The following is a 26,877-nucleotide window of genomic DNA, read 5'->3' on the forward strand; positions in this document are numbered from 1 at the left end:
GGCCGCCTGTTCCCTCACGAGAAAGGGAAAGAGGCCGGGGCGCTGCTGCTAGCCCTGGTACTTCGCCACGGCGAGGGAGGCGTTGGTGCCGCCAAAGCCGAAGCTGTTGGTCAGGACCGCCTCGAGGTCCATGCCCTCGCGAAGCTCGCGGATCACGGGCAGATGGGCGAACTCGTCGCCGATCTTCTCGATATGGGCGGAGGCCGCCAGGAAGCGCTCCTTCATCTGGAGGAGGCTGAAGATCAGCTCCTGGGCGCCGACCGCGCCGAGGGAGTGGCCCGTGAGGGACTTGGTGGAGGCGAAGGGCGGCATGTCCTGGCCGAACACCTCCTCCAACGCGCCCGCCTCGCGGGTGTCGCCAATGGGTGTCGAGGTGCCGTGGGTGTTGATGTAGCCGATTTTCTCGCGGACCGTCTCCAGCGCCTTCCGCATGCAGCGCGCCGCGCCCTCGCCGGAGGGGGCGACCATGTCGTAGCCGTCGGAGTTCGCAGCATAGCCGACGATCTCGCCCCAGATCTTAGCGCCCCTCGCCAGCGCCCGGTCGAGGGTCTCGACCACCACCGTGGCGGCGCCGCCCGCGATCACGAAGCCGTCGCGGTCCGCGTCATAGGCGCGTGATGCCGTCTCGGGGGTGTCGTTGTACTTGGTCGACATGGCGCCCATGGCGTCGAACATGTTGCAGAGGGTCCAGTCGAGGTCCTCGCCGCCGCCGGCGAAGATCACGTCCTGCTTGCCCATCGCCACCTGCTCGTAGGCGTGGCCGATGCAGTGAACGGAGGTCGCGCAGGCCGAGCTGATCGAGTAGTTGAGGCCCTTGATCTTGTACGGGACAGCCAGGCAGGCCGAGTTGGTGGAGCTCATCGCCTTGGGCACCGCCGTCGGGCCGATCTTGCGCGGGCTCCCCGTCTCGCGAGTCTTGTCGGCGGCCATGACGATGGTCTCCGTCGAGGGGCCGCCGGAGCCCATGACGATGCCGGTCATCTCGTGGCTGACCTCGTCCTCGGTGAGCCCAGCGTCCTTGATGGCGTCGCGCATGGCGAGGTAGTTCCAGGCCGCGCCCTCGCCCATGAAGCGCCTCGTCTTGCGGTCGAGCACCTCCTCCACATCCACCTTGGGCTTACCCCAGACCTGCGACTTGAAGCCCAGCTCCGCCATTTGTTCGGAAAAGGTGATGCCGGAGATGCTCTCCTTCAGGCTCTTGGTGACCTCGTCCAGCGTGTCCCCGATCGAGGAGACGATACCCATTCCAGTGATGACGACTCGGCGCATAGCCTCTCCCTTTCGAGGGGTTATGGGGCTTACCGCCCCTTTTTATTCGTTACGGATGCGGCAGGTGAGCCGCCGGATCAGCCGAGGACCGAGCCTTCGAGCTGTTCCATGGAGAAGAGGCCCACGCGCAGATCCTTGGCCTCGTAGATCTTCTTGTCGTCCACGAACATGGTGCCGTCGGCGATGGCGAGGACAAGTTTCCCCCGCATCGCTCGGCGGATGTCGATCTCGTAGCGGACGAGCTTGTTCTGAGGCCGCACCTGACCGGTGAACTTGACCTGGCCTGCACCGAGCGCCCGGCCGTGGCCAGGGCTGCCGCCCCAGGTCAGGAAGAACCCGGTGAGCTGCCACAGCGCATCGAGGCCGAGGCACCCCGGCATCACTGGGTCGCCCGGAAAATGGCACTCGAAGAACCAGAGGTCCGGCGTGATGTCGAGCTCGGCGACGATCTGCCCCTTGCCGTAGGCCCCGCCCTCATCGGCGATATGGGTGATGCGGTCCATCATCAGCATGGGCGGCACGGGAAGCTGCGCCGTACCGGGGCCGCGCAGCCCGTTCCGGCCGCATTCGAGGAGCTCTTCTTTGGAGAAGGAGGACTTGCGTTCGGTCATGGGAGGGGCAGTAGCGGCGGCAGGCGGGGGCGGTCAACTTTGCTTGGCGCTGAGTTTTTTGCTCGGCGCTACCGGCTCGCTGCCCGCGAGCCTATTTGAGCGCCGGCTCGACTTCGCTCCGCTACGCTCGCGTTCTTCGGGGGCAGGGGTTCGCGCGCTGCTTCCTCCCCCTACCAGGGGGAGGTGCCCGAAGGGCGGAGGGGGACTTTCCACTAGCGAAACCCCCCAAGGGTAAAGGTCAGTTCCCGCCCGCCGAAAGGCGTTCGAGGTCGAGCGTTGCCGCCTGGTAGGCGATAGCGGCGCTGGCGAGGGTCTGCTGGGCTTCGATGAGGCGGATGGAGGCGTTGGCCAGGGTCTGCTCGCGCAGATTGACGAGGAAGAAGTCGCTGGCGCCGCCTTGGAACTGCTGCTCTTCCGCTTCCAACAGGCGTTCCGCTTGCTGACGTTCCAGCTTCGTCAGCTCGAGAATGTCCGAGGCCGCATCGAGGCTGACCTGGAGATCGGCGAGCTCGCGGGCGATCTGGTCGCGGGCGAGCCGCTGACGCTGTTCGAGGCCTTCCAAAGCCGCCTCGGCGCTGCGGACACGGCCCCTCGCGGCGCGGCGTCCAAAGGGGACGGAGAAGGTCACGCCTGCTTTGAGTTCCGCAGCATCCCGGCTCGGGCCACCCGGAGCGATGGCGCCGTAATCGTCCGAGCCCTCGACGGAGAATTTGAGGTCAGGCTGAAGATCGTTCCGTGCCAGACGCATATCGAGTTCGAGCTGCTCACGGGCGATCTCGAAGAGCTGGAGGTCGGGCCTAGCATTGAGGTCGATCAGGGCGGCGCCGGTGCGCATCGGCATGCCGATCTCCTCGGGGAGCTGCGTTCGATCCGGCGCGGAAGGCTGGCCTTCTTCGTCGCGGTAGAAGAGGGCGAGGGCGTTCGCCGCCGTCTGCAGATCGCGCTCGGCACGCCTGACGAGCTCCTTCCGGCGAGTCAGGTTCTGAAGGTTCTCGGTGATGTCGATTGCGGCCCGCGCACCCGATTCGACCTCCCGGCGGAGGGCGGTGTCGCGGTTCGCCGCGATGCCGAGGAGCTCCTCATAGACCGTCAGAACACGTCCCGCCGCCACCCAACGCCAGTAGGCGAGAAGCGCATCCTGCTGCACTTCAATACGGGTCAGGAGGATATCGAGCTCGGCAGCGCTCACCTGCAGCCCCGCCCGCTCAATGCCGGCTCTTCGCGCGTCGATGGCGCGGTTTCGGAGGAGGTTGAAGATGACCCCGACCCTGATCTCGCCGCCCTGATCGGTGTAGTCGTAGTCCTCGTAGATCGGCAGCGTGCCCTGGGAGATGCGGTAGCCGCCATAGACCTCCGTGCCCAGAGGGCCGAGCGCCCGTCTCGCGCCGACTTCCGCCACGTCTCCCGACCAGAAGCCTTCAAGGCGGCTGGTGGCTCGGCTCCTCACCACCGTGTCGAAGACGCCCCTGGCGGAGAGCTGCTCGCCCAGCGCCTCGCGTCTTGCGGCCCTTGCCTCAAGCACCGCCGGGTAGTTGTCCGTGGCCGAACGGGCGACATCGCGGGGCAGGAGAACGTCCTGGGCCGCAGCGCTGCCGACGCTCAGCAGGCAGAGAAGAGCAAAAAGGAAGGCCCTCACCGGGTCTGCGCTCCCGAGCTCGGCTGCTGCGTGAGGGTGGGGGGGAAGTTGTTGAGCTGGCGCCAGAGCTCAAAGCCCAGGGGCACGGTCTCGAACAAAACCCAGCCCCGCACCTTGGCGCCGAAGCGGATGAAGCGCTCGGAGGGCCAGGGCTCGTCGGTCTCCTCTGGCTCGGCGATCAGCACGCGGAACTGGCCGTTGGCCTGGGCAGTGGGGTCGACGGAGAGCACCTCGCCGGGGAAGGTGCCGAAGGCGATGGACGGCCAGCCGGAGAACTGCACCACGGGCCAGCCTTCGAAGACAAGGCGGACCTTCGAGCCAGGATGGACCAGCGCCACGTCGCGCCCGTCGATATAGAGCTCGACGACCCGCTTGGCGCCCTCCGGCTGGAAGGTGGCCACCGGGTCGCCCACCGAGACAGTAGTGGAGGAGGCGCCCGCATTGATCCGCAGGATGGTGCCGTCGCGGGGCGCGTGGACGATCTGCTGGGCTTGGCGGGAGAGGTCCACCTGCTGGCGGGCGATAGCAGCCTCGGCGCTGGCGAGGTCCGAACGCAGCCCTTCGACGCGGATACGGGCCTGCTCGTAGGTGCGTCTGGCCGCAAGCCCGCTGTCGAAGAGGTCCCTCGTGCGCTGGAGGTCGATCCTGGCAGTGGAGAGCGCCGCGGCCGCCGCGTCGCGGGCGTTGAGGAGCTGGCGCTGCTCGGCGTTCAGACGCTCGATCAGGTTGGCGTCGTTGTCGGCGATCTTGAGGATGGGATCGCCCTCCTCGACCCTCGCGCCGTCCCGCACATACCAACGCTCGATCCGCCCCGAGACGAGGGCGTTGATCTCCTGCACCCGGTCGTTGGGATCGAGGGTGGTGACCGTTCCCGCCCCCACGGTGGTCTGTACCCAGGGCGTGAAGGTCAGGAAGACCAGCGCCGCGGTCAGCGTCAGGGCGATCATCGAGCCTGTCACCCGCATGACCCTTGGCATACGGATCGACTGAAGCGTGGTGAAGTACTGAAGGTGCTGCTCGCGAAGGGGCATATCAGGCGTCCTCCACCGCGCGCACGGGCTCGAGCTTCGTCATGGCGCTCCGCATACCCAGGATGGCGGGGTCGTCCGAGATGGTCTGCTTCTGCGCGCCGATGCAGAGGTAGCGGTCGAAATGCATTTGCGGCTCGGCGGAGGAGAAGATGATGAGCGTGGTCGGCTCGTCGCAGGTGACGCAGAGCCTGTCCACCGCACGCTGAAGGAAGGCCGAGGGCAGGGTGTCGAAGAGCTGGTTCAGGATGAGCACCTTCGGTCTGGCGAGGATCGCCGCGGCCAGCTTGAGGCGCATGGTTTCGCTCACTGACAAAGGCCAGCCTGTCACCGAGAGCTGGGTGTCGAGCCCGTCCTCGAGCTCCTCCATCACCTCGTCGAGACCGACGCAGGCGAGGGTGTCGAGCATCTCCGCGGAGGTGGCCTCCTCGCGGGCCAGGGTCAGGTAGTTCCTGATCGACATCTCCACCACGGTGGGCCGGTCGAGGACGATGACGAAGCGGCGAAGGGTCAGAACCTCGATCGAGGTGATGTCGTAGCCGCCCAGGGTCAGCGTCCCCCCCTTCGGGCTCTCGAAGCGCTTGAGGAGGTTGGTGAAGAGGCGCTGCACGCCGTGGCTCTGCGCCCTGGCATAGACGATCTGGCCGGCGGGAATCTCCACATCGAAGACCGCAGGCGCACCCCTGGCATGACCCTTGACCGCGTCGAAGACGAGGGAGCCGTGGGGCAGGTCGGGGACCTCCTCTCCGGTCGGCTCCTCCAGGACGATCCCGTCGAGGAGGGAGAGCTCCTCAGCGGCCGCGCAGAGGTCGTAGAAGTAGTTGAGGTAGCTGCCGAGCTGACTCACCCCGTAGAAGGCTACGGAGAGGACGAGCTCGGCCGCGACGAGCTGGCCTAGGGTGAGCTGTCCCTGGATGACCAGCCAGCCGCCTAGGCCCAGAAGCGCGGCGCTCGCGGTGGCGTAGAGGAGGAGGAAGCCGATGGTCTGGGAGAAATGGCGGCGGAAGTGGCGCCGATGCGCCATGACGTAGTCGTTGGTCTCCTGATCGGTGCGCTTCAGGGCGTAGGCGATGTGCTCGTGGCTCTTGAAGTAGCCGTTGGAGCCCGCCAGGGACTGGAGCCACGCGGCGGTCTCGTGCTTCTCCTGGGACAGCTTGACCGCGGTCTTGATCGCGCCTCCCCCCCAGACGAGCCAGATCAGCCAGATCAGCGCGATGACCACCACGTTGAAGGCGAGAAAGAGCGGGTGGTAGAAGGATGTCAGGATGAAGCCCACCGCCGCCTGCAAAAGCACCGTGAAGCCGCCGATCAGAAGGATCGGCAGGGCCTTCACCACGTTGAGGATGTCGAAGTAGCGGTTGAACAGGACCGAGCGTCCATCGTCCTGGAAGAACGGCTTCTGGGCGTAGAGCGCCTTGAGAGCGATGGCGGAGGTCAGCCGCGCGTAGAAGCGCCTGGCGAAGATCTCCATCAGGTGCACGCGCATGGCGTTGAGAAGACCCGAGGCCAGAAGAAGCCCGAAAAGCGTCAGCGACAGCACCACGAGGGGCACGGCAAGCCCGGTGAAACCGACCGAGTTGATCAGCACCTGCACCGCGATCGGGGTGGCGAGGGAGAGGACACTGATGCCGATGCCGTAGATGACGGCGAGCCCCAGATACCCGGTCTCCGGCCTCAGAAGATCGGCCACCAGCTTGATGACATGGCGAGCCGAGGGGCTAGCAGACGGGTCTGCACTCACTGATCGTTCTCCAAGGCAAGCGGCGTCGGGGCGGGGCCGCCCGAACCGGCGCTCATGTAGCTACCACGCAACCCTATACAAGACCGAAACGGTCGGGATTGCTGCGCCGCAGAAGGCCCTGAGGACGGCAAGCTGCGGGGTTTGCTTGCGGAGCGCGGCGCGGGCGAGCAGGGCATAGGGAAAAACTAGCGCGAGGCTTCCCGATGGCTATCAAACTTCACCACCTGCGCGTCGGCCGCAGCGTCTTCACGGCTTTCCTGATGGAGGAACTGGGCGTTCCCTACGAGCTCGAGATCTACGAGCGCAACGAGATGGGCCGTGCGCCGCCCGAGCTGAAGAAGGCGCATCCCCTGGGCAAGTCGCCGGTGATCGAGATCGACGGATCGGTCCTCTCCGAGAGCGGCGCCATCGCGATGGTTCTGACCGAGCGCTACGCGGGGGACGGCCCACTCGCCCCGCCGATCGATGGCGCTGCGCGGGCGGAGTGGATGCAGTGGCTTCACTACCCCGAGGGCTCAGGCTTTCTGCCGCTTTTCCTCAAGTTGCTTCTTAGCCGCGAGCAGGAGCCCAAACCCATGCTGATCTCCATGTTTGCCGAGGGGGAGGTGCAGCTCCATCTCGGCTATCTGGAGAAGCGCTTCGAGGGCCGCGACTATGTTCTCGGCGACCACTTCACCATCCCCGATGTGGGGGTGGGCTATGTCGCCAACATGGCGAAGCGCCTGGGGCTTCTGGGCGGCTATCCCAAGCTCGCCGCCTATGCTGAGCGGATCACCTCCCGCGAAGCGTTCCAGCGGGCTGCGGAGAAGACAGGGGGCTGAGGGTTGCCCCTCGGGGCCTAGGCGGTCTTCGCCACCATGACCTCTCGTTCGCGGGGGAGGAAGGCCGGGCGGTCTTCCGTCCCCTCGTCCAGGCGGCTGGCGGCGTGCAGCATCGCCTCCCTTCCCCGGCAGTGAATGTCCCAGGCGGTCGACGGGTCGGGCGCCTTGAAAAGGAACCGCACCTCCATGCCGTCGCGGCTATGGCCGACGACCTGCACCTTGGCCTCGTCGAGCTCGATCACCTCTTCTTCCCCCTCGACGAAGCGGCTCCACTCATGCCGGAGAGCCTCCACATTCGCCCGGTGGTCGAGGGTCAGAAGGACATACTTGCTCATCGAGCTGTCGGTCTTGGTCCAGTTCTCGAAGGTCTCGCCGACAAAGTTCAGGACCGGCGCCATGAGCCGCCGGTCGTCCCAGGTCCTGAGCCGCACATGGGTGAAGCCGATCTTCTCCACATAGGCGAGCTCGCCCTCGAAGATCACGGCATCGCCGATCCGCGCTGTCTTGGCGAAGGCGATCTGCAGGCTGGCCATGATGTTGCCGAGGGCCTCCCTGGCGGCAAAGGCCAGGACGAGACCGATCGCTCCTGCCGACCCCAGAAGGGACAGGCCGAGGGTCTGGTCGAGGTTCGACTGGAGCAGGACGAAGGCCGTGCCGACGAGCAGCATCAGCACGAGGAAGAAGCGCCTGACGGCCGATAGGGTCGTGTAGTAGGCGCGGTCCGCCTCGGCGTCGGGCTGGGTGGGGTCGCTGCCTTCGGTGTTCGAGACCCGCTCGATCACGGCGTCCATGATCGAGACCACGAGGGCCGCGGCGGCCAGCACCACGGCGGCGGTGGTGATCGGGTCGATGACTGAGTTGACGGTGTTGGAGAAGGTGAACGCCACCGCCTGGGCGACCGAGAACGCTGCCGCGAAAACCAGAAGCGCCGCCGGTGTCCGCACCGCACGGACGATCCAGGGGATGAGCGCCACCTCGCCCACCCCTGCGGCGGCCTTGCTCATCGCCCAGTAGGCCAGTGCCGCCAGGCCGAACGCTGCCAGCAGAAGGAGGGGAAGGGCGATCACCTCCCACCAGGAGAGGGTCCAGAAGGCCTGCTGGCGAAGCGCGGAGGGAAGAGCCCGCTCGATCGGGCCGGGCGCGAAATGCGCGTAGAGATCGGGAATGTTCTCGGTGGTCTGGCGCGGGAACACCCAGACGGGGTCCTCCCCCTCGATCTGCAACCTGGCCAGCCTGATCGCCACGGGCCGGTCCGGCAGCGTGACCAGGGCGAGGCGGAGGCTGCGCCGCTCCTCCCCCGCCACCGGATCGTTGCCGCTGGTGCGAACGGCCCTCGCGTCGGGCCGGTCCGGCAGCGTTGCCCAGTCGAGAAGGATGGCCCGCTCGATGACGAGGTGGAGCTGCTCGGCCAGAACCGGACCAAGGCGCTCCTGCTCGGCCTCAGGGAGGTAGCTCAGTTCCAGCGCCTGCGCGGCGCGGACCCAGTCCTCGCGCTGCGCTGCGGCCAGGAAGGTCTCGATGCTCGCCTGCGGGGTTTCCAGATTGACCGCACGGTCGGTACTGGGAAGCTGCGGGTTGATGCTGTCTACGGCATAGACATAGGGACCGCTGCTCTGCGCACATGCCACCCCCATGAGAAGCACGGCGAGGACGGCGGCCAGGGCAGCGAGGCGGTGCATAGGAGGTTCCCTTCCGCGCCCCTAACGCAGGGAACTTGCCCTTCGTTCGGTTCCGCGCTGCAGCACACATCAGCGAAGGGCGGCGACTGCCTCCTTGATACCCTCGCCGTATTGAGGGTGGTCCATGCCGAAGGCGATGTTTGCCTTCACGAAGCCCTCGATGGAGCCGCAGTCATGGCTCTCACCGGTGAAGGTGACGGCCAGGAACTTCTGCCTATCGAGGAGGCTGGCCATCGAGTCGGTGAGCTGGATCTCGTTGCCGGCGCCCGGTCCCTGCTTCTCCAGCAGGCCGAAGATCTCCGGCTGAAGGATGTAGCGCCCGGTGATGGAGTAGTTGGAGGGTGCCTCGGAGGGGTCGGGCTTCTCGACCATGCCGGACATCTCCACCGCGCCGTTCGACCAGTCGCCCTTCGGCGCGATGACGCCGTACTTATTCGTCTCCTGCATCGGGACTTCCTCCACCGCGAGGAGGTTCGCGCCGTCCTCGTAGCGGTCCATCATCTCCTTGAGGGCCTTGGGCTTGCCCTTGATGATGACGTCGGGAAGCAGCACCGCAAAGGGCTCGTCGCCGACGATGTCGCGTGCGCACCAGACGGCGTGGCCGAGACCGAGGGCCTTCTGCTGGCGGGTGAAGGAGGTGGCGCCCGCTTCCAGCACGCTCTCCATGGTGGCCGAAAGGATGTCCTTCTTGTTCTTTTTCTCCAGCGCCTGTTCGAGCTCGACCTGGTGGTCGAAATAGTCCTCGATGGCTGACTTGCCGCGACCGGTGACGAAGCAGAGATGCTCGATCCCGGCCTCCAGCGCCTCCTCCATGATGTAGTGGATCAGCGGCCGGTCCACGACGGGCAGAAGCTCCTTGGGGATCGCTTTGGAGGCGGGGAGGACCCGCGTGCCAAAACCGGCGACGGGGATGACGGCTTTTCTGGGGCGTGTGCTCATGGCGCCCTTGTAACCGCCAGAGCGCCGCACTCAACGTTTTTCCCCTTGCGCACGAAGCGAGAACACCTCACCTTCTCGTCAGTGGAAGCAACTGAAAAGGAGGTGATCGGATGTCGAGTCAGATGATCCGTCGTTCGTGTGGGGTTCGTGGACAAGGCGCAAGCGCCGGGCGGTCCCGAGGCTGACGCCTCCCACCTTCTGATGTTTTTGTTGGAAGTCCCTCGCGGACGACGACACTGACGCCGCGGAGCCCTAGGCTCCGCGGTTTTTTTTATTTGTCCTCCCCTTTAGGGGAGGTACAACGGCGAAGCATGTTCTTGAAAGACCGGCAGTGCCGCGGGAAGGCACTCGACCGGGTGCCCGAGCCGTATGGCTCGCCCCGCCGGAGGCGCTGCGCGCCGTGAGGCAAGAGAAGACTCTACCAACACTTTTAAACGGCCCGTAAAGCCTCGCTTGACTCTAACTTTACGGCTCTCGTGCATACCGGCGGTTCAGGACACACAACGTCGAAGAGCGCGGGGAACGATCATGGGAAAAGCGGCAGCCATCAGCTATTGCCGGGCTTGTCACGGGACCACGCTGACCCATGCCTTCGAGGTGGGCGAGGGGGTGACCTGGGTCACCTGCGGCGACGAGCACGGAAAATCCGGCTGCGGACTTCTTCAGCGGGCCGACGTGTTCGAGGAGCGCCCTGCTGCGCTCCCCTTCGAGCCGAGCTGGACCGACGAGCACCGCCTCAAGGCCGCCGCTCACCAGGTGCTGGAGATGCTGACCACCCGCGAGGGGACGGCCCTGGACATTGGCTGCGGCTCGGGTGCTCTCGCCAAGGCCTATCCGCGCTGGATCGTGCCTATCGGCCTCGACCCGTCCCTCCCTGAGACCGGACCCCAGGACTGGGGCGTGGGCATCAAAGAGGAGTTCACCTCCGCCGATGGCCAGGCCGCCCTCAAGAAGATGGGCGTCAAGAAGTTCGACATCATCACCGCGATCTCCGTCCTCGGAGAGCTCGACGACCCGCTCGCCTTCTTCCTCCGTGCCAAGAGCTGGCTCGCCAAGGACGGGGTGATGGTGGTGGAGACGCCCTATGCCGCACTCGCCCTTACCCGTACACTGACGAGCACCTTCAACGCGCGGTCCGAGGCGGTCTACACCCTCGCTGTCCTGCAGCGCATCGCCCAGGCGACAGGCTTCAACATCGTGCGCGGCTCGATGACCGAGACGGCGGGCGGCTCCATCCGCCTGTTTCTGACCCATGAGGACTATCACGGCCATGACTACGCCCCCTGGCGCGAGCAGCTCGCCCGCCTATGGGACGAGGAGGCAGCGCTCAGCCTGGTCGGATCGTCCGCCTACAGAGCCTTCCAGATGCGGGTCGAGCGCCGCTCGGCCGACGTCTACGCCTTCGCCTCGGCCCTCAAGCGCCACGAGCTTCACGCCTATGTCCACGGCACCGGCCCGCGCAGCCAGATGATGCTGGAGGCCAACGGCTTCGACCCGGAGATCATCTTCGGCGCCATCGGGCAGGCCCATGTCGCCACCACCTTTGATGTCATGACCGAGGACGAGGCCAAGCACACCGCCCCCGACGTCCTGATCGGCGACGGCGCCTATAAGCGCGAGATCCTGGAGGGCTGGCACCAGTTCATCATGGATGGCGGGCGCATCGCCTTCTTAGAGCCCGAGTTCCTGGTGGTGGACGGCACCAACTACGCCCGCGAGCTGGGCCGCACCCTAGCCGTCACCGACGGTCCCGGCAGCGTCGAGACGCTCCGCGCTGCCCTATCCGCGATGCGCCAGCCCCATCGCCTGGTGGTGCTGAACCAGAAGGAAGCCTAGCGCCCAGACCCTAGCGCTTCCCCTGTTCGGCCTCGACCATGGCTTTCGCGGCGCTGGTCAGGAAGCTCATATCCTCCTGACCGATCCGCGGCGCCGTGAGGTCGATCAGCCTGCCATAGGTGATAGACTGCAGATAGCCGGACTGGGGACCGGCGAAGAGCGGTCCGAAGTCGGACTGCACGCCCACCGACTGGCTGAGGCCTGCATTGGCTACCCAGCCCTCGTAGAAATCACCGACATCCTGCAGGAACAGCGCGATGTAGAGCTTCACCGTGTCCCGGCTGACGCCCTCTTGGGTGAGGAGCTTGGCCAGGACGATGCCCTGGTTGTTCCCGACACGGATGGCGGTGGCGAGCTTGGCCTTGGTGCTGTGAAACTCGTTGAGCCTCGGATAGCTCACATTGAAGGGCTCGAAGCCCACCGCCAGGCTGGTGAGGCGGCAGCCCTCGATGGCCACGGGGTCGGCGCAGCCCCGCGGCTCGATGACGAAGGCGTTGCCGCTCGGCAGCTCGCCCCGGATCAGCGTGGCCGTGCCGTCCGGCGAGAAGACCTGGGGCGTGATCTGCATCTCGGTGAGGATCGAGAAGTAGTCCGCGCGCGACATCAGCTTCATGGTGGGCGAGGGCATCAGCTCGTTCTGCGCCTTCGCCGCTCCCGCCATGCTGAGAAGGGCCGCCATGGCCATCAGTAGTCTGTTCATCATGGGGCGCCCCTAGCCTGTCTTTATCCTGCGTCCGAAAGAGCAAGCGTAGCGGTACTTTAACGAAAGGGTAAGGGGGTGAGCCGTCGGCCTGACCAGCTTTTATGGAACTTCCCTTCCCCTCCTCGCGAAAGAAGTGATAGTTGTGACCTTGTACCTCCGAAGGGATCTTGGGTGAGGCTTCTCTATCTTGGCGACATTATGGGGCGATCCGGCCGCAAGGCTGTGATGGACCAGCTCCCCGGCCTGCGGCGGGACCTCGCCTTGGACTTCATTGTCGTCAACGCCGAGAACGCCGCCGGGGGCTTCGGCATCAACGCCGACATCGCTGTCGACCTCTTCAGTGCCGGAGCCGACTGCCTGGTCACCGGCAATCACGCCTTCGACCAGCGCGAGAGCTACGAGCTCTTCGACGACGAGCGGCGCCTTTTGCGGCCTGCCAACTTCCCCGCCAACAACCCGGGCCGCGGCGCGGGTCTCTATGAGAGCCGCTCAGGGCACCGGGTCCTGGTGATCCAGCTCCAGGGCCAGGTCTTCATGGGACCTGTCGATGATCTCCCCCCCGCTATCGAGCGTGAGCTCGAGGGGGTGGAGCTCGGCCGCGAGGTGGACGCCATCATCGTCGATGTCCATGCCGAGGCGTGCTCCGAGAAGTACTCCGTCGGCCACTATCTCGACGGGCGGGTGTCCATGGTGGTTGGCTCGCACACCCATATCCCCACCGCCGATGCCCAGGTGCTGCCCTTAGGCACCGCCTTCCAGTCCGACGCCGGCATGTGCGGCGACTATGACAGCGTGATCGGCATGGAGAAGGGCACCATCCTCGAGCGCTTCACCACCAAGATGAAGGTGGGCCGGATGCAGCCCGCCGCAGGCGAGGCCACGATCTGCGGCCTCCTCGTCGAGACCGACCCGCGAACTGGCCTCGCCCTCACTGCCGAGCCCCTGCGGATCGGCGGCCGGTTGAGCGAGGCTCGGCCCCAGCTCTAACCTCAACCCCTCACGCAGACACCAACCGGGAGACTTTCCATGCTGTTGCCGCTCTTGCTCGCCCTTACCGCCTCGCCGGACCCTATGAGCGTGGAGGGGGTCTGGTGGACCGAGGGGCGCAACAGCCAGGTGACCATCGAGCGGGAAGGCGAGAGCGTGACCGGGCGCATCACCTGGTATGTCGGCATCGAGGAGGAGCAGGTCTTCGACGAGCAGAACCCCGACGAGGCGATGCGCGGGCGCGAGCTTCTCGACATGCCGATCATCGAGGGCTTCGAGGCGGGCAGGAACCAGTGGAAGCGCGGCGTCATCTACGATCCCACCGAGGGCAAGAGCTACCGCTCCGCTATCTTCCGCATGGACGAGGACACGCTGGGGGTGAAGGGCTGTGTCGCCGTGGTCTGCCTGACCCAGAAGTGGGAGAGGGTGGCGCCTGGGGAGGTGGTGACCATGGAACGCGCGCCAATGCTGCGCAGCGAGACCGCCTCGGACTGACGCAGATGAGAGTGGCGTAACAGCAACGCTCAGCGGAAACCGTTGTTGGTACAGCCGATGCAAGACTGGTTTGCCTTGCGATCCGCGAGGCGGAACGCACATTGCAGGGTCTGCGCCGTACCGCCTGATCGTTTGTAGCGGTGCACCTAAGCTGATTGAGGTTGTTTTCGCCGTGTTGTTTGCCGTTTTTCTGCTCCAGTCCATGAACCCGCTCGATATCGAAGGCGTGTGGTGGACACGCGGCGGCAATGCTCAGGTGGAGATCGAGGAGACCGGCTCCTCCGTGCGCGGCACCATCATCTGGACCAGCGCCGCCGCCGAGGTGGCGGCGGGCCGCATGGTCAAGAAGGACGACCTTCCCGACGTCTACCGCATCGGCAAGGTGCTGTTCGAGGACTACGACCGCGGCGCCGACCGCTGGGAGAACGGCACCATCTACAGCCTCGAGGACGGCAAGGCCTACGCCTCGTCCCTGCGCCGCGTCGACGAGGAGACCCTGGCTGTCGAAGGCTGCCTCGGCATCTTCTGCCGCACCCAGCTCTTCACCCGCGCTAGCGACGACGAGATCGAACGTCTGCAGCTCGTGCGCAGCGCAGCGGTTTTAGTGGAGCGTCCTGCGCCGTAGAAGCCTCCCATGGATGCTGCACGCGACATGGCCACGTTTCAGGCGCTGGCCCGAACAGGAACGATCTCCGCCGCCGCCCATGAGCTGGGCGTCGCTCCTTCCGCCGTCTCCCGCCGCCTCAAGGCGCTGGAGGCGCGGCTTGGCACTGAGCTGGTGCGCCGCTCGACGAGAGCCCTGGTGCTGACCCCCGCGGGAGAGGCCTATCTGGAGCGCTCCAAGAAGCTCCTCTCCTCCATCGACGCCCTCGAGGAGGAGATGCGGGAGGAGAGCCTCGGCATCGCAGGTCCCATCAAACTGGCAGCGCCGCTCTCCTTCGGCCTCGGCGAGCTGCCCGGCCCCATCGAGCGCTTCCTCACTGAGCACCCCGCCGTCACCTTGGAGCTCGACCTGCGCGACGATCAGGTGGACCTGGTCCGCGAGGGCTTCGACCTCGCCTTGAGGATCGGCGAGCTGCCCGCCTCCAGCCTGATCGCCAAACGCATCTGCTCCATCCCTATCCAGGTGGGCGCCTCGGAGAGCTTTCTGAAACAGCACGGCGAGCCAAAGAGCCCGGCCGATCTCGATGGCCTGCCGGGCCTCGTCTACGCCAACGCGCAGCGCGGCGATGTCCTGCGCTATACCGGCGAGGACGGTGAGGAGGGCCGGGTGCAGCTCACCCGCCGGGTGGTGGCGAACAATGGCGACATGCTGGCGAGCCTCGCCGCCGGGGGCCACGGCATCTACCACGCCCCCGACTTCATCATGCGCCGCTACTTCGAGGACCGGTCCCTGGTGCACCTTTTCCCTGAGCAGGACTGGGGCGAGGTGACCCTTCAGGCCGTCTGGCCGCCGACCCATCACCAGCCCATCAGGGTCAGGACCCTCATCAATTTTCTGGCAATGGAACTTACGCGCTCGCCAAAAGCTTAACGATCGGTTAGCGTTACTGTTGGGACAGACAGTAAGGGTACGATATGTCAGAACTCATGAACGACCTTCAGGGCGCATTCGGCGGGGCAGCCGGCGCCGATCCTCTTCTCGTGCTCCTGCCGATCGCGCTCGTCGCGATCGCCCAGGGCCTACGCTCCGACGGCTTCGGCGAGGTGATCGCGCGCTCGCTCAGCGGGATCTTCATCGCGGCGCTGCTGATCTTCCTGGTGGGGGGTCTTCTCGGCGCCGACCGTTTCAACCTCGGCATGTGGCAGGACCGTGTCGGCGGCACCTGGGACAGCCTTCTCGGCATCCACTTCGTCGAGGTGCTGGGCTTCTGGCTCCTGATCCTCGTCGGTGCCTTCGCCGTCTTCTCGGTCAGGTCGCTGGTCCGCCGCTAAACCCGGCATCGCATCTTCACAGAAGAGCTCCGGCGCCCTACACGCCGGGGCTCTTTTCATATTCCGGAGGCATCCATGGCAGGCCACTCCAAATGGGCCAACATCCAGCACCGCAAGGGCCGTCAGGACGCGAAGCGCTCGAAGCTGTTCTCGCGTCTCTCCAAGGAGATCACGGTGGCGGCCAAGATGGGCGCTCCCGATCCCGCCTTCAATCCGCGCCTGCGCCTGGCCATTGCCAACGCCAAGGGCCAGTCCATGCCCAAGGACAATATCGACCGCGCCATCAAGAAGGGCTCGGCGGGCGAGGGCGACGACTACGAAGAGATCCGCTACGAAGGCTTCGGCCCGGAAGGCATCGGCATCATCGTCGAGGCGCTGACCGACAACAGGAACCGCACCGCCTCCGAGGTCCGCTCCACCTTCTCCAAGAACGGCGGGAACCTGGGCGAAACAGGCTCGGTCAGCTTCGGCTACGACCGCGTCGGCCAGATCGAGTACAAGGCCGAAGTGGGCTCCGAAGAGGACGTGCTGGAGGCCGCCATCGAGGCGGGCGCCGAGGATGTGGAGTCCGGTGAGGAGGCTCACACCATCTACACCGCAGCCGACGATTTCGCCGAGGTCCAGAAGGCCCTCGAGGAGAAGTACGGCGAGCCCGACAGCGCCAAGCTGGCTTGGCGTGCGCAGAACACGATCGAGGTGAGCTCGGAGAAGTCCGACACCATCGTCAAGCTCTACGACGCCCTCGACGACCTCGACGACGTGCAGCAGGTCTACGCCAACTTCGAGCTATCGGACGAGGACGCCGAGCGGCTCGCGGGGTGAGGCTCGTCTTCCTCGCTGCGGTGATCGGCCTGCTGACGGCCTGCGCCAACCTGCCCGCCGACCGGACCAAGACTTCGCCCATCGTCCTTGGTCAGAGCCACGCGCTGCCCTCTGAGGTCTACGGCACCGAGCGAGAGATCAACGTCTACGCGCCTGAGAAGCCCGACTGGGTGGAGGGGCCGTTACCCGTCCTCTTCGTGGTCGATGGCGGGCAGGAGCAGGATTTCGTGCATCTTGCCGGGCTCTCACATCTCACCCTCGTCAATGGCGAGCGGGTGCCGATGATCGTCGTCGGCGTGCGCACCGAGGACCGCTACGGCGAGATCGTGCCGGACCCGCAGAATGAGCGCTTCGCGGCAGAGTTCGAGGGCTATGGCGGGGCGGACGGCTTCCGGCGTCACCTGACCGAGGAGGTGGTGCCCTTCATCGAGGCGCGCTTCGAGACGGGGCGCCACGTCTTAACCGGGGAGAGCCTGGCTGGGCTGTTCGTGCTCGACACGGCTCTGAGGACGCCGGGCGCCTTCGACGACTACATCGCCATCAGCCCGAGCCTCTGGTGGGACGACCGCCGCCTGGCGCGCGAGGCGCCTGTGCTGCTCAAGGACTGGCAGGGAGAGGACAAGCGCCTCTACCTCACCATGGCCGACGAGGGCGGGGCCATGCAGCGCGGACTCGACGAGGTGCTTGCGGCCATCGAGACCGCCTCGCCTGAGGGGCTTGAGCTGCGCTATGTGGACCGTCGCGGCGAGGACAGCCACGCCACCATCTACCACGGCGCGGTGCGCGACGCGCTTCAGGGCATGTTCGGCTACCCGCCCTATGAGCAGGGGCCGCAGCCCTGGTGGAACGAGGTGACCGACTGAAAGGAACCTCGCGGTTTGCGACGGACCCGCCGCTGAATCTGCAGCGCCTACAGTTGTAATTGTCGCACCCGCCCCCTATGTCGTTTTTCGATAAGGAGGGACCACCATGCTCAAGCTTCTCACCGGACTGCTCGCCGCCACCGCCATGACCGGCGCGGCCCATGCCCAATCGCCCAGCATCGAGATCGAGGATTTCTACGGCACCATCGTCCTGGAGCTGCACAGCTCCGGGCCTGTCACGGCGATCAAGTCGGGGCCGGGCGCCGACGAGGTGGAGATCCGCGGCACGAACCGCGTGCGCATCGACGGCGGCGACGAGATCGACCGCAAGGACTGGTGGAAGGAGTACCAGCGCGAGCGCAAGGGCTTCGGCAATCGCGGGTGGAACGACACCGACAAGGCAGACCGCACCCTCGAGAAGATGCTCGAAGACCGCCCGACCTTGACCATCACGGCGCCGGAGGGGACCGACATCACCATTGGCGGCAGCGCTTTCAAACTGACCACCGAGGGCGATGCCGGGTCGGTGACGATCACGAACAACATCCACCTCTGGGCCAGGCTGAACGATGCCGAGGAGGCCGACGTCTCGGTGCACGGTTCGGGCTATCTGAAGATGGGTGACATCGCGCGCATGCTCGGCGCCAGCGTTCACGGCTCGGGCGACATCATCGCAGGCGCAGCGCAGAGCGCCGAGCTCAGCGTCCACGGCTCCGGCGACCTCGAGATGGACGGGGTCCGCGAGAGGCTGCGCGCGAGCGTTCACGGCTCGGGCGATCTCAACGTCAAGGAGGTGGGCGGCAGCGCCAAGGCGAACGTCCACGGCTCCGGCGACATCGAGCTCGGCTCGGTGGCCGGCGGGTTCGACGGCAAGGTCCACGGCTCGGGGGACCTCAAGGTGCGTGAAGTGGCGGGCCGGGTGGACGCCGGTATCCACGGCTCCGGCGACCTCGACATCGACGGCGGCGAGGCGGACGAGCTCACCGTCTCGGTGCACGGCTCCGGCGAGTTCACCTTCCGCGGCACGGCGAAGACCGCCAAGCTACGGAGCTGGGGCAGCGGCGAGATCGAAGTCGCGGAAGTCTCCGGCAGGGTGGAAGCCAAGGGCAAGAACATCCGCGTCGACGGCCAAAGGATCGGCCGCGACAGCGACTAGTGCCGCCCCGTCATCCCGGAGAGCGCGTCAGCGCTCATCTGGGACCATGGTCCACTCCTCTACGCCTCGGAACGGCGGTGTGGGCCAGTTTGAATAAGGGGTTGCAGGTATCCCGCCGAAAGCGGCAGCTAACTCATCTCTCCCTCCGGGAGAGATTGACATCTCCGATGTCGAGTGAGGGCGAGTAGGGAACTGAGTAAGGTCTCAAGAACGCCCTCACCCGAAGCCTGCTCACGCAGCCTTCGACCTCTCCCGGAGGGAGAGGTGAGAAGAGCGCCGGTTCTCTCCAACGATGTTTGACCGACCCACTACCGAGATGACGGCGGTGTTGAAGAGGGTCGGCGTAAGTGGCAGAGGGCGCCTTCAGGTTCACTGCCGCCCCTGCGCGGCTTGCGCAGAAGGCACCCTCATGAAGATCAACGGCAACGAGATCCGCCCCGGCAACACCATCCAGCACCAGAACACCCTCTGGCGCGCGGTCAAGGTCGAGGCGGTCAAGCCCGGTAAAGGCCCCGCCTACGCCCAGGTGGAGCTCAAGAACCTCCTCGACGGCAGGAAACTCAACGAGCGCTTCCGCTCTTCCGAGACCGTGGAGCGGGTGCGCCTCGAGCAGAAGGACCATACCTTCCTCTATGCCGAGGGCGACATGCTGACCTTCATGGACAGCGAGAGCTACGAGCAGGTGCAGATCGCCGAGGACATGATCGGCGACCAGCGCGTCTTCCTCCAGGACGGCATGGCGGTCTCCGTCGAGATGCATGAGGGCCGCCCCATCGGCGTGGCCCTGCCCGAGCAGGTCACCCTCAACATCACTGAGACCGAGCCCACGGTGAAGGGTCAGACGGCGTCCTCCTCCTACAAGCCGGCGATCCTCGAGAACGGCCTGCGGGTCATGGTGCCGCCGCATATCTCATCGGACACGGCGATCATCGTGAACACCGAGACCCTGGAGTATGTGAAGCGCGCCGACTGAGCTTCGCGAGCGGCCTGGCCGCAGCATCGCTTCTGCGGCGAGCCGATCGGGCGTCTGGCGCGCGACACAGAGCGAGCTAGGCGCGGCTGATCATAAGTGTTACCCTGCCGTTAAGAACGCCGGGGGGCGCCATGATGATACTTTTGCTGCTCGCGATGCTATCGGCTCAGACCGCCGACGAAGCGCCCGAGATCGTGAGCGAGGCCTTGCCTAGCGTCGAGGAGCTGGGCTTCGAGAAGCTGACCGGTGACTTCGACGGCGACGGCGAGGAAGACGAGGCCGCCGCCCATCAGACCGGCAGCGGCGTGCAGATGACCCTGCGGCTGAGCTCCCTTGAAGAGCCGCTGGTCCACGACCTCGGCGTCGATACGCTGGAAGGCCTTTCCTGGGCTGTGGTCGAGGTGGAGGCTCCCTTCTGCGCTGAGGAGGACCCGAGCCTCTGTCCGCCCAAAGTCGACATGATCGAGATCACACCCAGGGACGGCGAGCCCTTCCTCCTCGCATGGGACGGCGAGGCTCTGGAGACGCTCTTTCCCGATAGCTGAGCGCCCGCCCTTGAAGCCGAGGGCGCGGGACCTCACTTTTTCTCCACGTTTAAGTAAGGCTGTGTTAGGGTAACGAGATCGGCTCCGGGCAGGGGCCTTCGAAGGATGGATCAAGGGTGGCAAAGGCCGAACGAGCGGCGATGACGGCAGCGGTAGTGGGCGCCGCCGCATCCCATGGTCAGGTGCCGCAGGGAAGGAAGTTCGAGATGTTCACCATGTTTCCGCTCCTGGCGCTCAGCCTTCTGGCCTACGCCCTGATCTCGCTGGCTACCGGCGGCTCGGCCTGGGCCGGTTCCGAGCTGGTGACCCTGGCCATGGCCTCCGGCGAGGACTGGCTGATCACCGGCGGCGACCTGTTCGTCTTCGTCTCCCTCTTCCTCCTCTTCATCGAGGTGTTGCGCTCCACCAAGACGGGCACCGAATCGATCTTGAACCACGCCTTCTCGGCGGTTCTGTCGATCGCCTGCGTGGTGGTCTTCATGATGGTGCCGATGTTCGCGACGTCCACCTTCTTTGTCCTGGTGCTGATGACGCTCCTCGACTTCATGGCGGGCTTCATGGTGACCACCCTGGCCGCGCGCCGCGACTTCGGCATCTCCGGCGGCGTCACGGGGTAGCGGGACGCCAATTCCTAGCGAGGCTTAAACGCGCGCTTCAGCGTTTTTTCACGCTGATGATCTAGTGTGTTCTCACGCCGCGATGCCGCGCGGCGGTGTGGAACGCTTGAGTTATGTCGCTTCATTCGCCCTTCGCCGTTGGTCCGGATACGGTTCGCTTTGCCCTCGAAGCCTCGGGGCAGGCCATGTTCGAGTTCGACCCGGCCAAGGGGGAGGTCTCCTGGGCCGACCCTCAGCAAGCGGGAGACCTTCTGGGTAAGGAGGGGCCTGCAACCTCATCGTGCTACGACCAGCTTCTGTCCATGATCACCCCGGAGAGCGCTGCGGCACGCGCCGCAGAGGTGGAAGCCGCCAAGCGAGACGGGCGCTCCTACACCACCGAGTTCACCGTCACCGAGATCTCCGGCCGTCGCCGCTGGTTCGAAGAACGCGGCACCTGGATGAAGATCGGCGACCGCACGCTGATGGTCGGCGTGCTGCGTAGGATTGACGCACAGAAGGAGCGCGAGGCTCAGCTCACCTACATGGCCGGTCACGACGAGATGACCGGCATGCTCAACCGCGCCCGCATGAAGAACGCCCTCGAGAACGCGCTCGATACGGTGGGCGACGGCGAGGGCTCGGCCTTCTATCTCGTCGGCATCGACAATGTCGGCGGCATCAATGTCAGCTTCGGCTTCGAGGCGGCGGACGAGGTGATCTCCTCCGTGGCCAAACGCTTCGAGAGCGTCCTGTCCAGCGACGTTGTCTGCGGCCGCGTTGCGGGCACGAAGTTCGGTATCCTCGCCCGAGGCCGCTCGCCCGAGATCATCCGTGCCCGCGCCATCGAGCTTCTCAACGCGGTACGTCAGGACGTGATCCAGACCAGAAGCGGCTCGATCGCGGCCTCGGTCTGCATCGGCGTGGTGCCCCTCGGCGCAGAGCAGGGGTCGGCGGACGCTGCCATGGCCCAGGCCGAAGCGGCGCTCGACCAGGCCCGCCAGAGCGGCCCGGCAAGCTGGTCGCTCTTCTCCGATCACACCGATCCCGTCTCCACCCGGCACCGCGACAGCGAGATGTCGGACACGATCCTCTCGGCACTGAACGACCGCCGGGTTTCGATCGCCTTCCAGCCGATCGTCCGCGATACGGACAGCCCTTGGAAGAAGCACGAGTGCCTCATCCGCCTCGACAGCGAGGACGGCGAGGAGATCGCGGCGCCCAACTTCGTCGCCTCCGCCGAGCGCCTGGGCCTCATCCACCTGCTCGACCGCCGCGTCCTGGAGCTTGCCTGCCGCGCCCTGACCCGCGAGCCCGAGATCGAGCTCGCCGTGAACGTCTCGTGGGAGACGGTCAAGGATCCGGTGTGGGCGGACGGCTATATCGGCCACCTCCGCGCCAACGCCCATGTGGCCGAGCGTCTGACCATCGAGCTCACCGAGACCCGCATCGTCGATGCCATCGAGGCCTCGGAGGAGTTCGTGGCCCGGATCAAGGGCCTCGGCGCCAAGTTCGCCCTCGATGATTTCGGCGCGGGCTACACCTCGTTCCGCAACCTCAAGGCGCTCGACATCGACATTCTGAAGATCGACGGTTCGTTCATCACCGGTCTCGCCCAATCGCGCGAGAACCAGCTCTTCGTCCGTACCCTGGTCGATCTGGCCCGGAACTTCGAGATGCAGACCGTCGCCGAGTGGGTCGACAACGAGCAGGACGCCCGTATCCTCAAGGCGCTCGGCGTGGACTACCTGCAGGGCTTCTTCATCTCCAAACCGACCCGCCGCCCCGAATGGACCGAGCGGGAGGAGGTCCTCGCTCAGTCTACGGAAGCGATGAAGCGCCCCGCCCTCTGAACCGAGCGAAGGCCAGGCTCGTAGACGTCGGCGAAGAGTTCTTCCATGTGGAAGCCATCCCGCTCGCACAAGGTGACCGCCGCTCCTGCAGCTTCTGCATGGCGTGCGAAGACGCGGGAGTCGTCCAGCAGCACTTCGTCGGTCCCGACGCTGATCAAACTGGGTGGTAGGTCGGAAAGGTCACGCAGAACGAGGGTCTGATCGGGATCACCCGGTTCGATCTCGCCGAAAACGAGACGGGCCAGGCGCCTGTCGTCATCATCGTCCACCATCGCATCGCGCTCACCGTTGGCCTTCCTCGTTGCCGTCAGACGGTCGTCCCGTAGGGTGTTGGGGGAGAAAGCGACGCAAAGACAGGGATCGGCCTCCAGAGCCGCGATGAGGGCGAGATGTCCGCCTGCACTGTCTCCGGCGACGCCAACGGATCCCTCGTCCCTCAGCCTGCGGAATACGGACAGCGCCGCCTGCTTCTGGGCAGGCCAGGGGTGCTCCGGAGCCTTGGGATAGTCGAGGGCGATCACTTCGGCACCCGCCGCTCGGGCTAGTTGTCTGCATAAGGAGCGGTGGGTGGAAGGCGAGCCGAAGACATAGCCGCCGCCTGGAAAATAGAGGATGCGCCGAGGCCCTTCCCCGAAGCGTAAGGCGGGATAGCCTTCGATCTCGTCCCGCTCTCCCTCCGCTGCGTGCTTCGTAGCGACCGATGCCAAACGCTCGAAACCCTCGCGCATCTCCTCCGGGGTATCGCCCATGGGGCAGGAGGCGATGTGCTGCTTGAGTTCGTCAGTGCTCAGCACGGTAGCGCCCGACGAATGCGTCGTAGTCCTCTTTGGTGTCGATACCGGGGGCAGCGCCCTCCACCATGAAGACGCCGATGCTCTCACCCATCTCCAGGGCAGTGAGCTGCTCGAGGCTCTCGGTCACCGCCAGAGAGGAGGGTTCGGTGGCTGCGAACCATGCCAGGCCTTCGGGAGAGAAGGCGTAGAGACCGATATGCATGAGGGGGCGGTGATCCCTAGTGCGCGGAAACGGCAGGACGGAACGCGAGAAATAGAGCGCGCGGCTTGCTCCGCCTTCGATCCGTGTCGTGATGAGCTTCACAGTGTTGGGGTTGAGGGGGTCGAGACCGTCCGGCCAGGGACAGGCCAGGGTAGAGAGAAGAGGCGGCCTGCTCCCTTGCAGGAGCCCCAGATGCCCCTCGATCAGAGCGCTGATATTGCCGGGTACGACCTCAGGCTCATCGCCCTGGCAGTTGACGACGATGCTGGCCTCACGCCCCTTCGCCGCCGCCGCCACCCGGAGCGTGCCCGAGGGGAGGGCAGGGTCGGTCATCACCACCTCGGCGCCGAAACCCTTGGCCGCCGCTTCGATCTCTTCGTGGTCGGTGGCGATGAGGACATCGGCGCCCTCCACCTTCAGGCAGGCTTCATAGGTATGCTGAATGAGCGGCTTGCCGGTCTCGGCGAGGAGCATCTTACCCTTCAGCCGCTCGGAGCCGTAGCGGGCGGGGATGACGATCAGCGGCTTGGCCATGGAAGAAGTCCCGAGGTGGTGGTGCGAAGGGTGAGATAGGCCGCGCTGCCCGCCAGGGCACCCAACCCGTCGGCGAGAAGGTCACTCCAGGTGGCGGTGCGCAGGGGCACGAAGAGCTGGCCGATCTCCATCAGCCCGCCATAGGCCGTCGCGAGGACGATGACGGGCAGGAGCCTTCTCGGCCAGCGGAGCAGGCTGACGAAGGCGAGGGCGGCATAGGCGAGGAAGTGGCCGATCTTGTCGTAGGCTTCCGGATCGCCGACCAGCATCTTCGCCGCCATGCGCAGGAGCGGCATGCCGCCGCTGCTGTCGGGCGAGGCGGGGGAGAGGGAGAGAAAGGTGACGATGATCGCGACGATCGCCACCAGTGCCGAGGACAACGATCGCACGCTAGGCGTTCTCTAAGGGCGCGGTGCCGTGCTGGCGCTCCCAGTCGATGGCGGTGCGGATGATCAGGTCGAGATCGTTGTAGCGGGGCCGCCACCCCATGACCGAGCGGATGGCCCCGGTATCGGCGATGAGCTGCGCCGGATCCCCTTCGCGGCGGCCCTCATAGGTGACGGGCAGCGGCTTGCCGGTGACGCGCTCGACCGACTGGACCACGTCCTGGACGGAGACCCCTTCGCCGTAGCCGCAGTTGAGGACGGCGGATGCGCCGCCTTTTCTAAGATAGAGGACGGCGGCGAGATGGGCGTCGGCCACGTCGGCGACATGGACGTAGTCCCTGACTGCGGTGCCGTCTGGGGTGTCGTAGTCGCTGCCATAGATGCGCAAGGGGCCTTCCCGGCTGCCCACGGCGATCTTGATGGCGGCGGTGATAAGGTGCTTCGGCGCATCCGCCTCGCCCACCCGGCCATCGAGATCGGCCCCGGCGGCGTTGAAGTAGCGCAGCGTGACCTGGGGGATGCCGTGGCCGCGGCAGACCTCGGTGACCAGGCGCTCGGACGCTGCCGACGCGGCCCCTTGCGGGCTGATGGGGGCAAGATCGGCACTCTCAGGCACGGGGTTCCTGGCGGGCATGCCGTAGACCGAAGCGGTGGAGGAGAGAATGAAGCGGCGCTGGCCAGGCGCTTCGGCGGTCGCTCTCAGGACCGACATGAGCGGGCAGAGGATCGTCTCGAAGGCGTCGAGCGGGTCCTTCAGCGAGTTCGCCACCGTGCCCCGGCGGGGGAAGTGGATGACATCGGTCACCTCCCGCTCGGCGAACGCCTTGGTCACGGCTTCGGCGCTGTTGAGGTCGAGCTGCACGATCCCGCTGGCCGCGTCATCGCGACTGCTGTCGAATCCGATGAAATCCACGCCCCGGTCGGCCAGGGTAAGCAGCATCTGCCGCCCCTCATAGCTGTCAGCACCCATCACGGCGATCAGCGACATGCCCAGTCCTCGGTATCAATGAGCCGCGAAGAGACGTGGCCTGTTTCAGCGCCCAGGAAAAGAGGCAAGGTCAGAGCCTACGTCGTTTTGAAAGGGAACGTGCCGTAGGGCGGCCAGCCGCTGGCCGCGTTCGGTGCGCCCTCGCCAGCATCCCGCGGCCAGCCCCTCCGGACCTGACCGCCCTACAGGTGTGGTCCTCGCCTCTCCCCCGTCATCCCGGATAGCCTTCGGCTTCCGGGATGACGGCGGGGGGGGAGAGGCAGAAACGCCGAAGCGCCCGCCCACGGTCGGTTGTCAGCTGGTCCGGGGTGTTCCGCGCGCCTCGTTGCCGAAGCGAGGGAAAAGAGTGTGTTCTGTGCTTCCGCATGATCGGCTCCGTTCGGTGCGCTTACGCGGCCTTCGGCCACGGTCACCCCTCGCCGATACGAAGCGCGCGGTATGGCGGACCTCGGAAGTCTCCGAGCGGGGGGCCAATCCTTAGCTCACCGCGGGTGGCTGCCTTGATCCTCTGGCTGCGTTAACCGGACGCACCAGCTCGCTACCCCGAAAGGACACCAACACCCGCCGCAGCGACAAGCAGGAAGGTCAGGCGCCGTTCGTCGGGCGATCGCCTTCAGCGCTCGCTGGTCCTCCTCACCCCCGGTCTTGCCGCAACGAAGGTGTTGTAGGGGATAAGGGAGCGGCGTGGATAAGTCGTAGGGCGGCTCGCGGGAGCGTGCCGCCGTCCCCAGGTCCCAGCGCTGCAAGGCGGCACGCTCCCGCGAGCCGCCCTACGGGGCCGACTAGGCTTGCTGGGTCGAGTTCGTGACAGCGGCAGTGTCAGATGTCGCCCGTACCCATCGGCAGGTTTCGGACCTGATCCTTTCGCTAGCGTCGAGAATGACTGGCATTCTGCGCTAGGCTTCGGGCGTGCTTGATCGCTCGATATGTGAGGCTGCCATGGCCGCCCGCGACCCCGACTATGACGGGCGCTTCTTCGTCGGTGTGCGCACGACGGGTGTCTACTGCCGCCCCGTCTGCCGTGTCCGCCAGCCCCTCCTGCATAATGTGGACTTCTACCCCACGGCAGCAGCGGCCGAAGGGGCGGGTTTTCGGCCTTGCCTCCGGTGCCGTCCAGAGACCGCTCCTTTCTGCCCCGCCTGGAAGGGCACGCGCAGCACCACGGAACGCGCACTGCGTCTGATCGAGAACGGAGCCCTCGATCAGCAGAGCGTTCCCGTGCTCGCCGCGCGCTTGGGCGTCAGCTCGAGGCATCTGGGAAGGTTGTTCGCCGAGCAGATCGGTGCCTCACCGCTCCAGGTCGCCCGTACCCTCCGCGTGCAGCGTGCCAAACGCCTACTGCACGAGGGCGAGCACGACGTGGCGAGCGTTGCGAAGCAGGCCGGTTTCGGCAGCCTACGCAGCATGAACGCCGCTTTCCGCGAACTCTACGGAAGACCGCCTTCCGCCTTCCAGCCAACCCAGAAGCACCAAGCAAAGGACTGA

27 protein-coding genes are annotated in these 26,877 nt (G+C 65.9%); 15 read left to right on the top strand and 12 right to left on the bottom strand.

Annotated elements, in window-relative coordinates:
• Nucleotides 1-48: 48 nt before the first annotated feature.
• The 5 genes from fabB to NOG11_RS01380 all read right to left on the bottom strand — a co-directional run bounded on the left by fabB (nucleotide 49) and on the right by NOG11_RS01380 (nucleotide 6,285).
• Nucleotides 49-1,269 (bottom strand): beta-ketoacyl-ACP synthase I, encoded by a 1,221-nt coding sequence (gene fabB, locus NOG11_RS01360; RefSeq protein ID WP_256617828.1) that lies wholly within the window; start codon nucleotides 1,267-1,269, stop codon nucleotides 49-51.
• A 77-nt stretch (nucleotides 1,270-1,346) separates the two neighbouring features.
• Nucleotides 1,347-1,880 carry a bifunctional 3-hydroxydecanoyl-ACP dehydratase/trans-2-decenoyl-ACP isomerase gene (gene fabA / locus NOG11_RS01365; RefSeq protein ID WP_256617829.1) on the bottom strand — a complete coding sequence of 178 codons (534 nt, stop codon included), beginning with the start codon at nucleotides 1,878-1,880 and terminating at the stop codon, nucleotides 1,347-1,349.
• Nucleotides 1,881-2,118: 238 nt separating this feature from the next.
• On the bottom strand, nucleotides 2,119-3,516 hold the full coding sequence (locus NOG11_RS01370; protein WP_256617830.1) for a TolC family protein: 1,398 nt from the start codon (nucleotides 3,514-3,516) through the stop codon (nucleotides 2,119-2,121).
• A complete protein-coding gene (locus tag NOG11_RS01375) occupies nucleotides 3,513-4,547 on the bottom strand; it encodes an efflux RND transporter periplasmic adaptor subunit (RefSeq protein ID WP_256617831.1) in 1,035 nt (344 codons plus the stop codon). The genes NOG11_RS01370 and NOG11_RS01375 overlap by 4 nt, the downstream gene beginning before the upstream one ends.
• 1 nt (nucleotide 4,548) lies before the next feature.
• Complete coding sequence (locus NOG11_RS01380) at nucleotides 4,549-6,285, bottom strand: ABC transporter transmembrane domain-containing protein (protein WP_256617832.1); 1,737 nt, start codon at nucleotides 6,283-6,285, stop codon at nucleotides 4,549-4,551.
• Nucleotides 6,286-6,488: 203 nt separating this feature from the next.
• On the opposite strand from NOG11_RS01380, the gene NOG11_RS01385 reads away from it, so the two are divergent.
• On the top strand, nucleotides 6,489-7,106 hold the full coding sequence (locus NOG11_RS01385; RefSeq protein ID WP_256617834.1) for a glutathione S-transferase family protein: 618 nt from the start codon (nucleotides 6,489-6,491) through the stop codon (nucleotides 7,104-7,106).
• Nucleotides 7,107-7,123: 17 nt separating this feature from the next.
• Here the strand turns inward: NOG11_RS01385 and NOG11_RS01390 are convergent, their stop codons facing one another.
• Both NOG11_RS01390 and galU read right to left on the bottom strand, forming a co-directional pair.
• On the bottom strand, nucleotides 7,124-8,785 hold the full coding sequence (locus NOG11_RS01390; RefSeq protein WP_256617835.1) for a mechanosensitive ion channel family protein: 1,662 nt from the start codon (nucleotides 8,783-8,785) through the stop codon (nucleotides 7,124-7,126).
• A 69-nt stretch (nucleotides 8,786-8,854) separates the two neighbouring features.
• Complete coding sequence (gene galU, locus NOG11_RS01395) at nucleotides 8,855-9,724, bottom strand: UTP--glucose-1-phosphate uridylyltransferase GalU (protein WP_256617836.1); 870 nt, start codon at nucleotides 9,722-9,724, stop codon at nucleotides 8,855-8,857.
• A gap of 528 nt (nucleotides 9,725-10,252) precedes the next feature.
• On the opposite strand from galU, the gene NOG11_RS01400 reads away from it, so the two are divergent.
• A complete protein-coding gene (locus tag NOG11_RS01400; protein ID WP_256617837.1) occupies nucleotides 10,253-11,560 on the top strand; it encodes a class I SAM-dependent methyltransferase in 1,308 nt (435 codons plus the stop codon).
• A gap of 10 nt (nucleotides 11,561-11,570) precedes the next feature.
• Here NOG11_RS01400 and NOG11_RS01405 read toward each other — a convergent pair whose 3' ends face one another.
• The gene (locus NOG11_RS01405; protein ID WP_256617838.1) at nucleotides 11,571-12,263 is read right to left on the bottom strand and encodes a hypothetical protein; all 693 of its coding nucleotides are present in this window, start codon (nucleotides 12,261-12,263) and stop codon (nucleotides 11,571-11,573) included.
• A 171-nt stretch (nucleotides 12,264-12,434) separates the two neighbouring features.
• Between NOG11_RS01405 and NOG11_RS01410 the strand changes: the two genes are divergently transcribed.
• From NOG11_RS01410 to NOG11_RS01465, 12 genes are all read left to right on the top strand, one after another.
• Nucleotides 12,435-13,250 (top strand): TIGR00282 family metallophosphoesterase, encoded by an 816-nt coding sequence (locus NOG11_RS01410; protein ID WP_256617839.1) that lies wholly within the window; start codon nucleotides 12,435-12,437, stop codon nucleotides 13,248-13,250.
• Nucleotides 13,251-13,289: 39 nt separating this feature from the next.
• Nucleotides 13,290-13,745 (top strand): DUF2147 domain-containing protein, encoded by a 456-nt coding sequence (locus NOG11_RS01415; RefSeq protein ID WP_256617840.1) that lies wholly within the window; start codon nucleotides 13,290-13,292, stop codon nucleotides 13,743-13,745.
• A gap of 172 nt (nucleotides 13,746-13,917) precedes the next feature.
• Nucleotides 13,918-14,370, top strand: coding sequence for a DUF2147 domain-containing protein (locus NOG11_RS01420; RefSeq protein WP_256617841.1), 453 nt, complete (start codon nucleotides 13,918-13,920; stop codon nucleotides 14,368-14,370).
• A 9-nt stretch (nucleotides 14,371-14,379) separates the two neighbouring features.
• Nucleotides 14,380-15,279 (top strand): LysR family transcriptional regulator, encoded by a 900-nt coding sequence (locus tag NOG11_RS01425; RefSeq protein ID WP_256617842.1) that lies wholly within the window; start codon nucleotides 14,380-14,382, stop codon nucleotides 15,277-15,279.
• Nucleotides 15,280-15,323: 44 nt separating this feature from the next.
• On the top strand, nucleotides 15,324-15,680 hold the full coding sequence (locus NOG11_RS01430) for a hypothetical protein (protein ID WP_256617843.1): 357 nt from the start codon (nucleotides 15,324-15,326) through the stop codon (nucleotides 15,678-15,680).
• Nucleotides 15,681-15,755: 75 nt separating this feature from the next.
• Entirely contained in the window at nucleotides 15,756-16,502 is a 747-nt protein-coding gene (locus NOG11_RS01435; RefSeq protein WP_256617844.1) for a YebC/PmpR family DNA-binding transcriptional regulator, read from the top strand.
• Nucleotides 16,499-17,365 (top strand): alpha/beta hydrolase, encoded by an 867-nt coding sequence (locus tag NOG11_RS01440; RefSeq protein WP_256617845.1) that lies wholly within the window; start codon nucleotides 16,499-16,501, stop codon nucleotides 17,363-17,365. The genes NOG11_RS01435 and NOG11_RS01440 overlap by 4 nt, the downstream gene beginning before the upstream one ends.
• Before the next feature lie 106 nt (nucleotides 17,366-17,471).
• Entirely contained in the window at nucleotides 17,472-18,521 is a 1,050-nt protein-coding gene (locus NOG11_RS01445; RefSeq protein WP_256617846.1) for a GIN domain-containing protein, read from the top strand.
• A gap of 409 nt (nucleotides 18,522-18,930) precedes the next feature.
• Entirely contained in the window at nucleotides 18,931-19,494 is a 564-nt protein-coding gene (efp, locus tag NOG11_RS01450; protein WP_256617847.1) for an elongation factor P, read from the top strand.
• A gap of 131 nt (nucleotides 19,495-19,625) precedes the next feature.
• Nucleotides 19,626-20,039, top strand: a complete 414-nt coding sequence (locus NOG11_RS01455; RefSeq protein WP_256617848.1) for a hypothetical protein — start codon at nucleotides 19,626-19,628, stop codon at nucleotides 20,037-20,039.
• Between the two features lie 140 nt (nucleotides 20,040-20,179).
• Nucleotides 20,180-20,656 (top strand): hypothetical protein, encoded by a 477-nt coding sequence (locus NOG11_RS01460; RefSeq protein WP_256617849.1) that lies wholly within the window; start codon nucleotides 20,180-20,182, stop codon nucleotides 20,654-20,656.
• A 113-nt stretch (nucleotides 20,657-20,769) separates the two neighbouring features.
• On the top strand, nucleotides 20,770-22,488 hold the full coding sequence (locus tag NOG11_RS01465) for an EAL domain-containing protein (RefSeq protein WP_256617850.1): 1,719 nt from the start codon (nucleotides 20,770-20,772) through the stop codon (nucleotides 22,486-22,488).
• Here the strand turns inward: NOG11_RS01465 and NOG11_RS01470 are convergent.
• Genes NOG11_RS01470 through galE form a run of 4 tightly spaced genes read right to left on the bottom strand, consistent with a single transcriptional unit; the run spans nucleotide 22,452 to nucleotide 25,392 of the window.
• Nucleotides 22,452-23,282: an alpha/beta hydrolase gene (locus NOG11_RS01470; RefSeq protein WP_256617851.1), complete on the bottom strand. Its 831-nt coding sequence runs from the start codon at nucleotides 23,280-23,282 to the stop codon at nucleotides 22,452-22,454. The two genes, NOG11_RS01465 and NOG11_RS01470, sit on opposite strands and share 37 nt — an antisense overlap.
• Nucleotides 23,269-24,018, bottom strand: coding sequence for a 3-deoxy-manno-octulosonate cytidylyltransferase (locus NOG11_RS01475; protein ID WP_256617852.1), 750 nt, complete (start codon nucleotides 24,016-24,018; stop codon nucleotides 23,269-23,271). The genes NOG11_RS01470 and NOG11_RS01475 overlap by 14 nt, the downstream gene beginning before the upstream one ends.
• Nucleotides 24,003-24,398, bottom strand: a complete 396-nt coding sequence (locus NOG11_RS01480; protein ID WP_256617853.1) for a VanZ family protein — start codon at nucleotides 24,396-24,398, stop codon at nucleotides 24,003-24,005. The genes NOG11_RS01475 and NOG11_RS01480 overlap by 16 nt, the downstream gene beginning before the upstream one ends.
• Nucleotides 24,399-24,408: 10 nt before the next feature.
• Nucleotides 24,409-25,392 carry a UDP-glucose 4-epimerase GalE gene (galE, locus tag NOG11_RS01485; protein WP_256617854.1) on the bottom strand — a complete coding sequence of 328 codons (984 nt, stop codon included), beginning with the start codon at nucleotides 25,390-25,392 and terminating at the stop codon, nucleotides 24,409-24,411.
• Between the two features lie 939 nt (nucleotides 25,393-26,331).
• Between galE and NOG11_RS01490 the strand changes: the two genes are divergently transcribed.
• Nucleotides 26,332-26,877, top strand: coding sequence for a bifunctional transcriptional activator/DNA repair enzyme AdaA (locus NOG11_RS01490; protein ID WP_256617855.1), 546 nt, complete (start codon nucleotides 26,332-26,334; stop codon nucleotides 26,875-26,877).

The organism is Parvularcula maris (assembly GCF_024505085.1).
Lineage (GTDB): Bacteria > Pseudomonadota > Alphaproteobacteria > Caulobacterales > Parvularculaceae > Parvularcula > Parvularcula maris.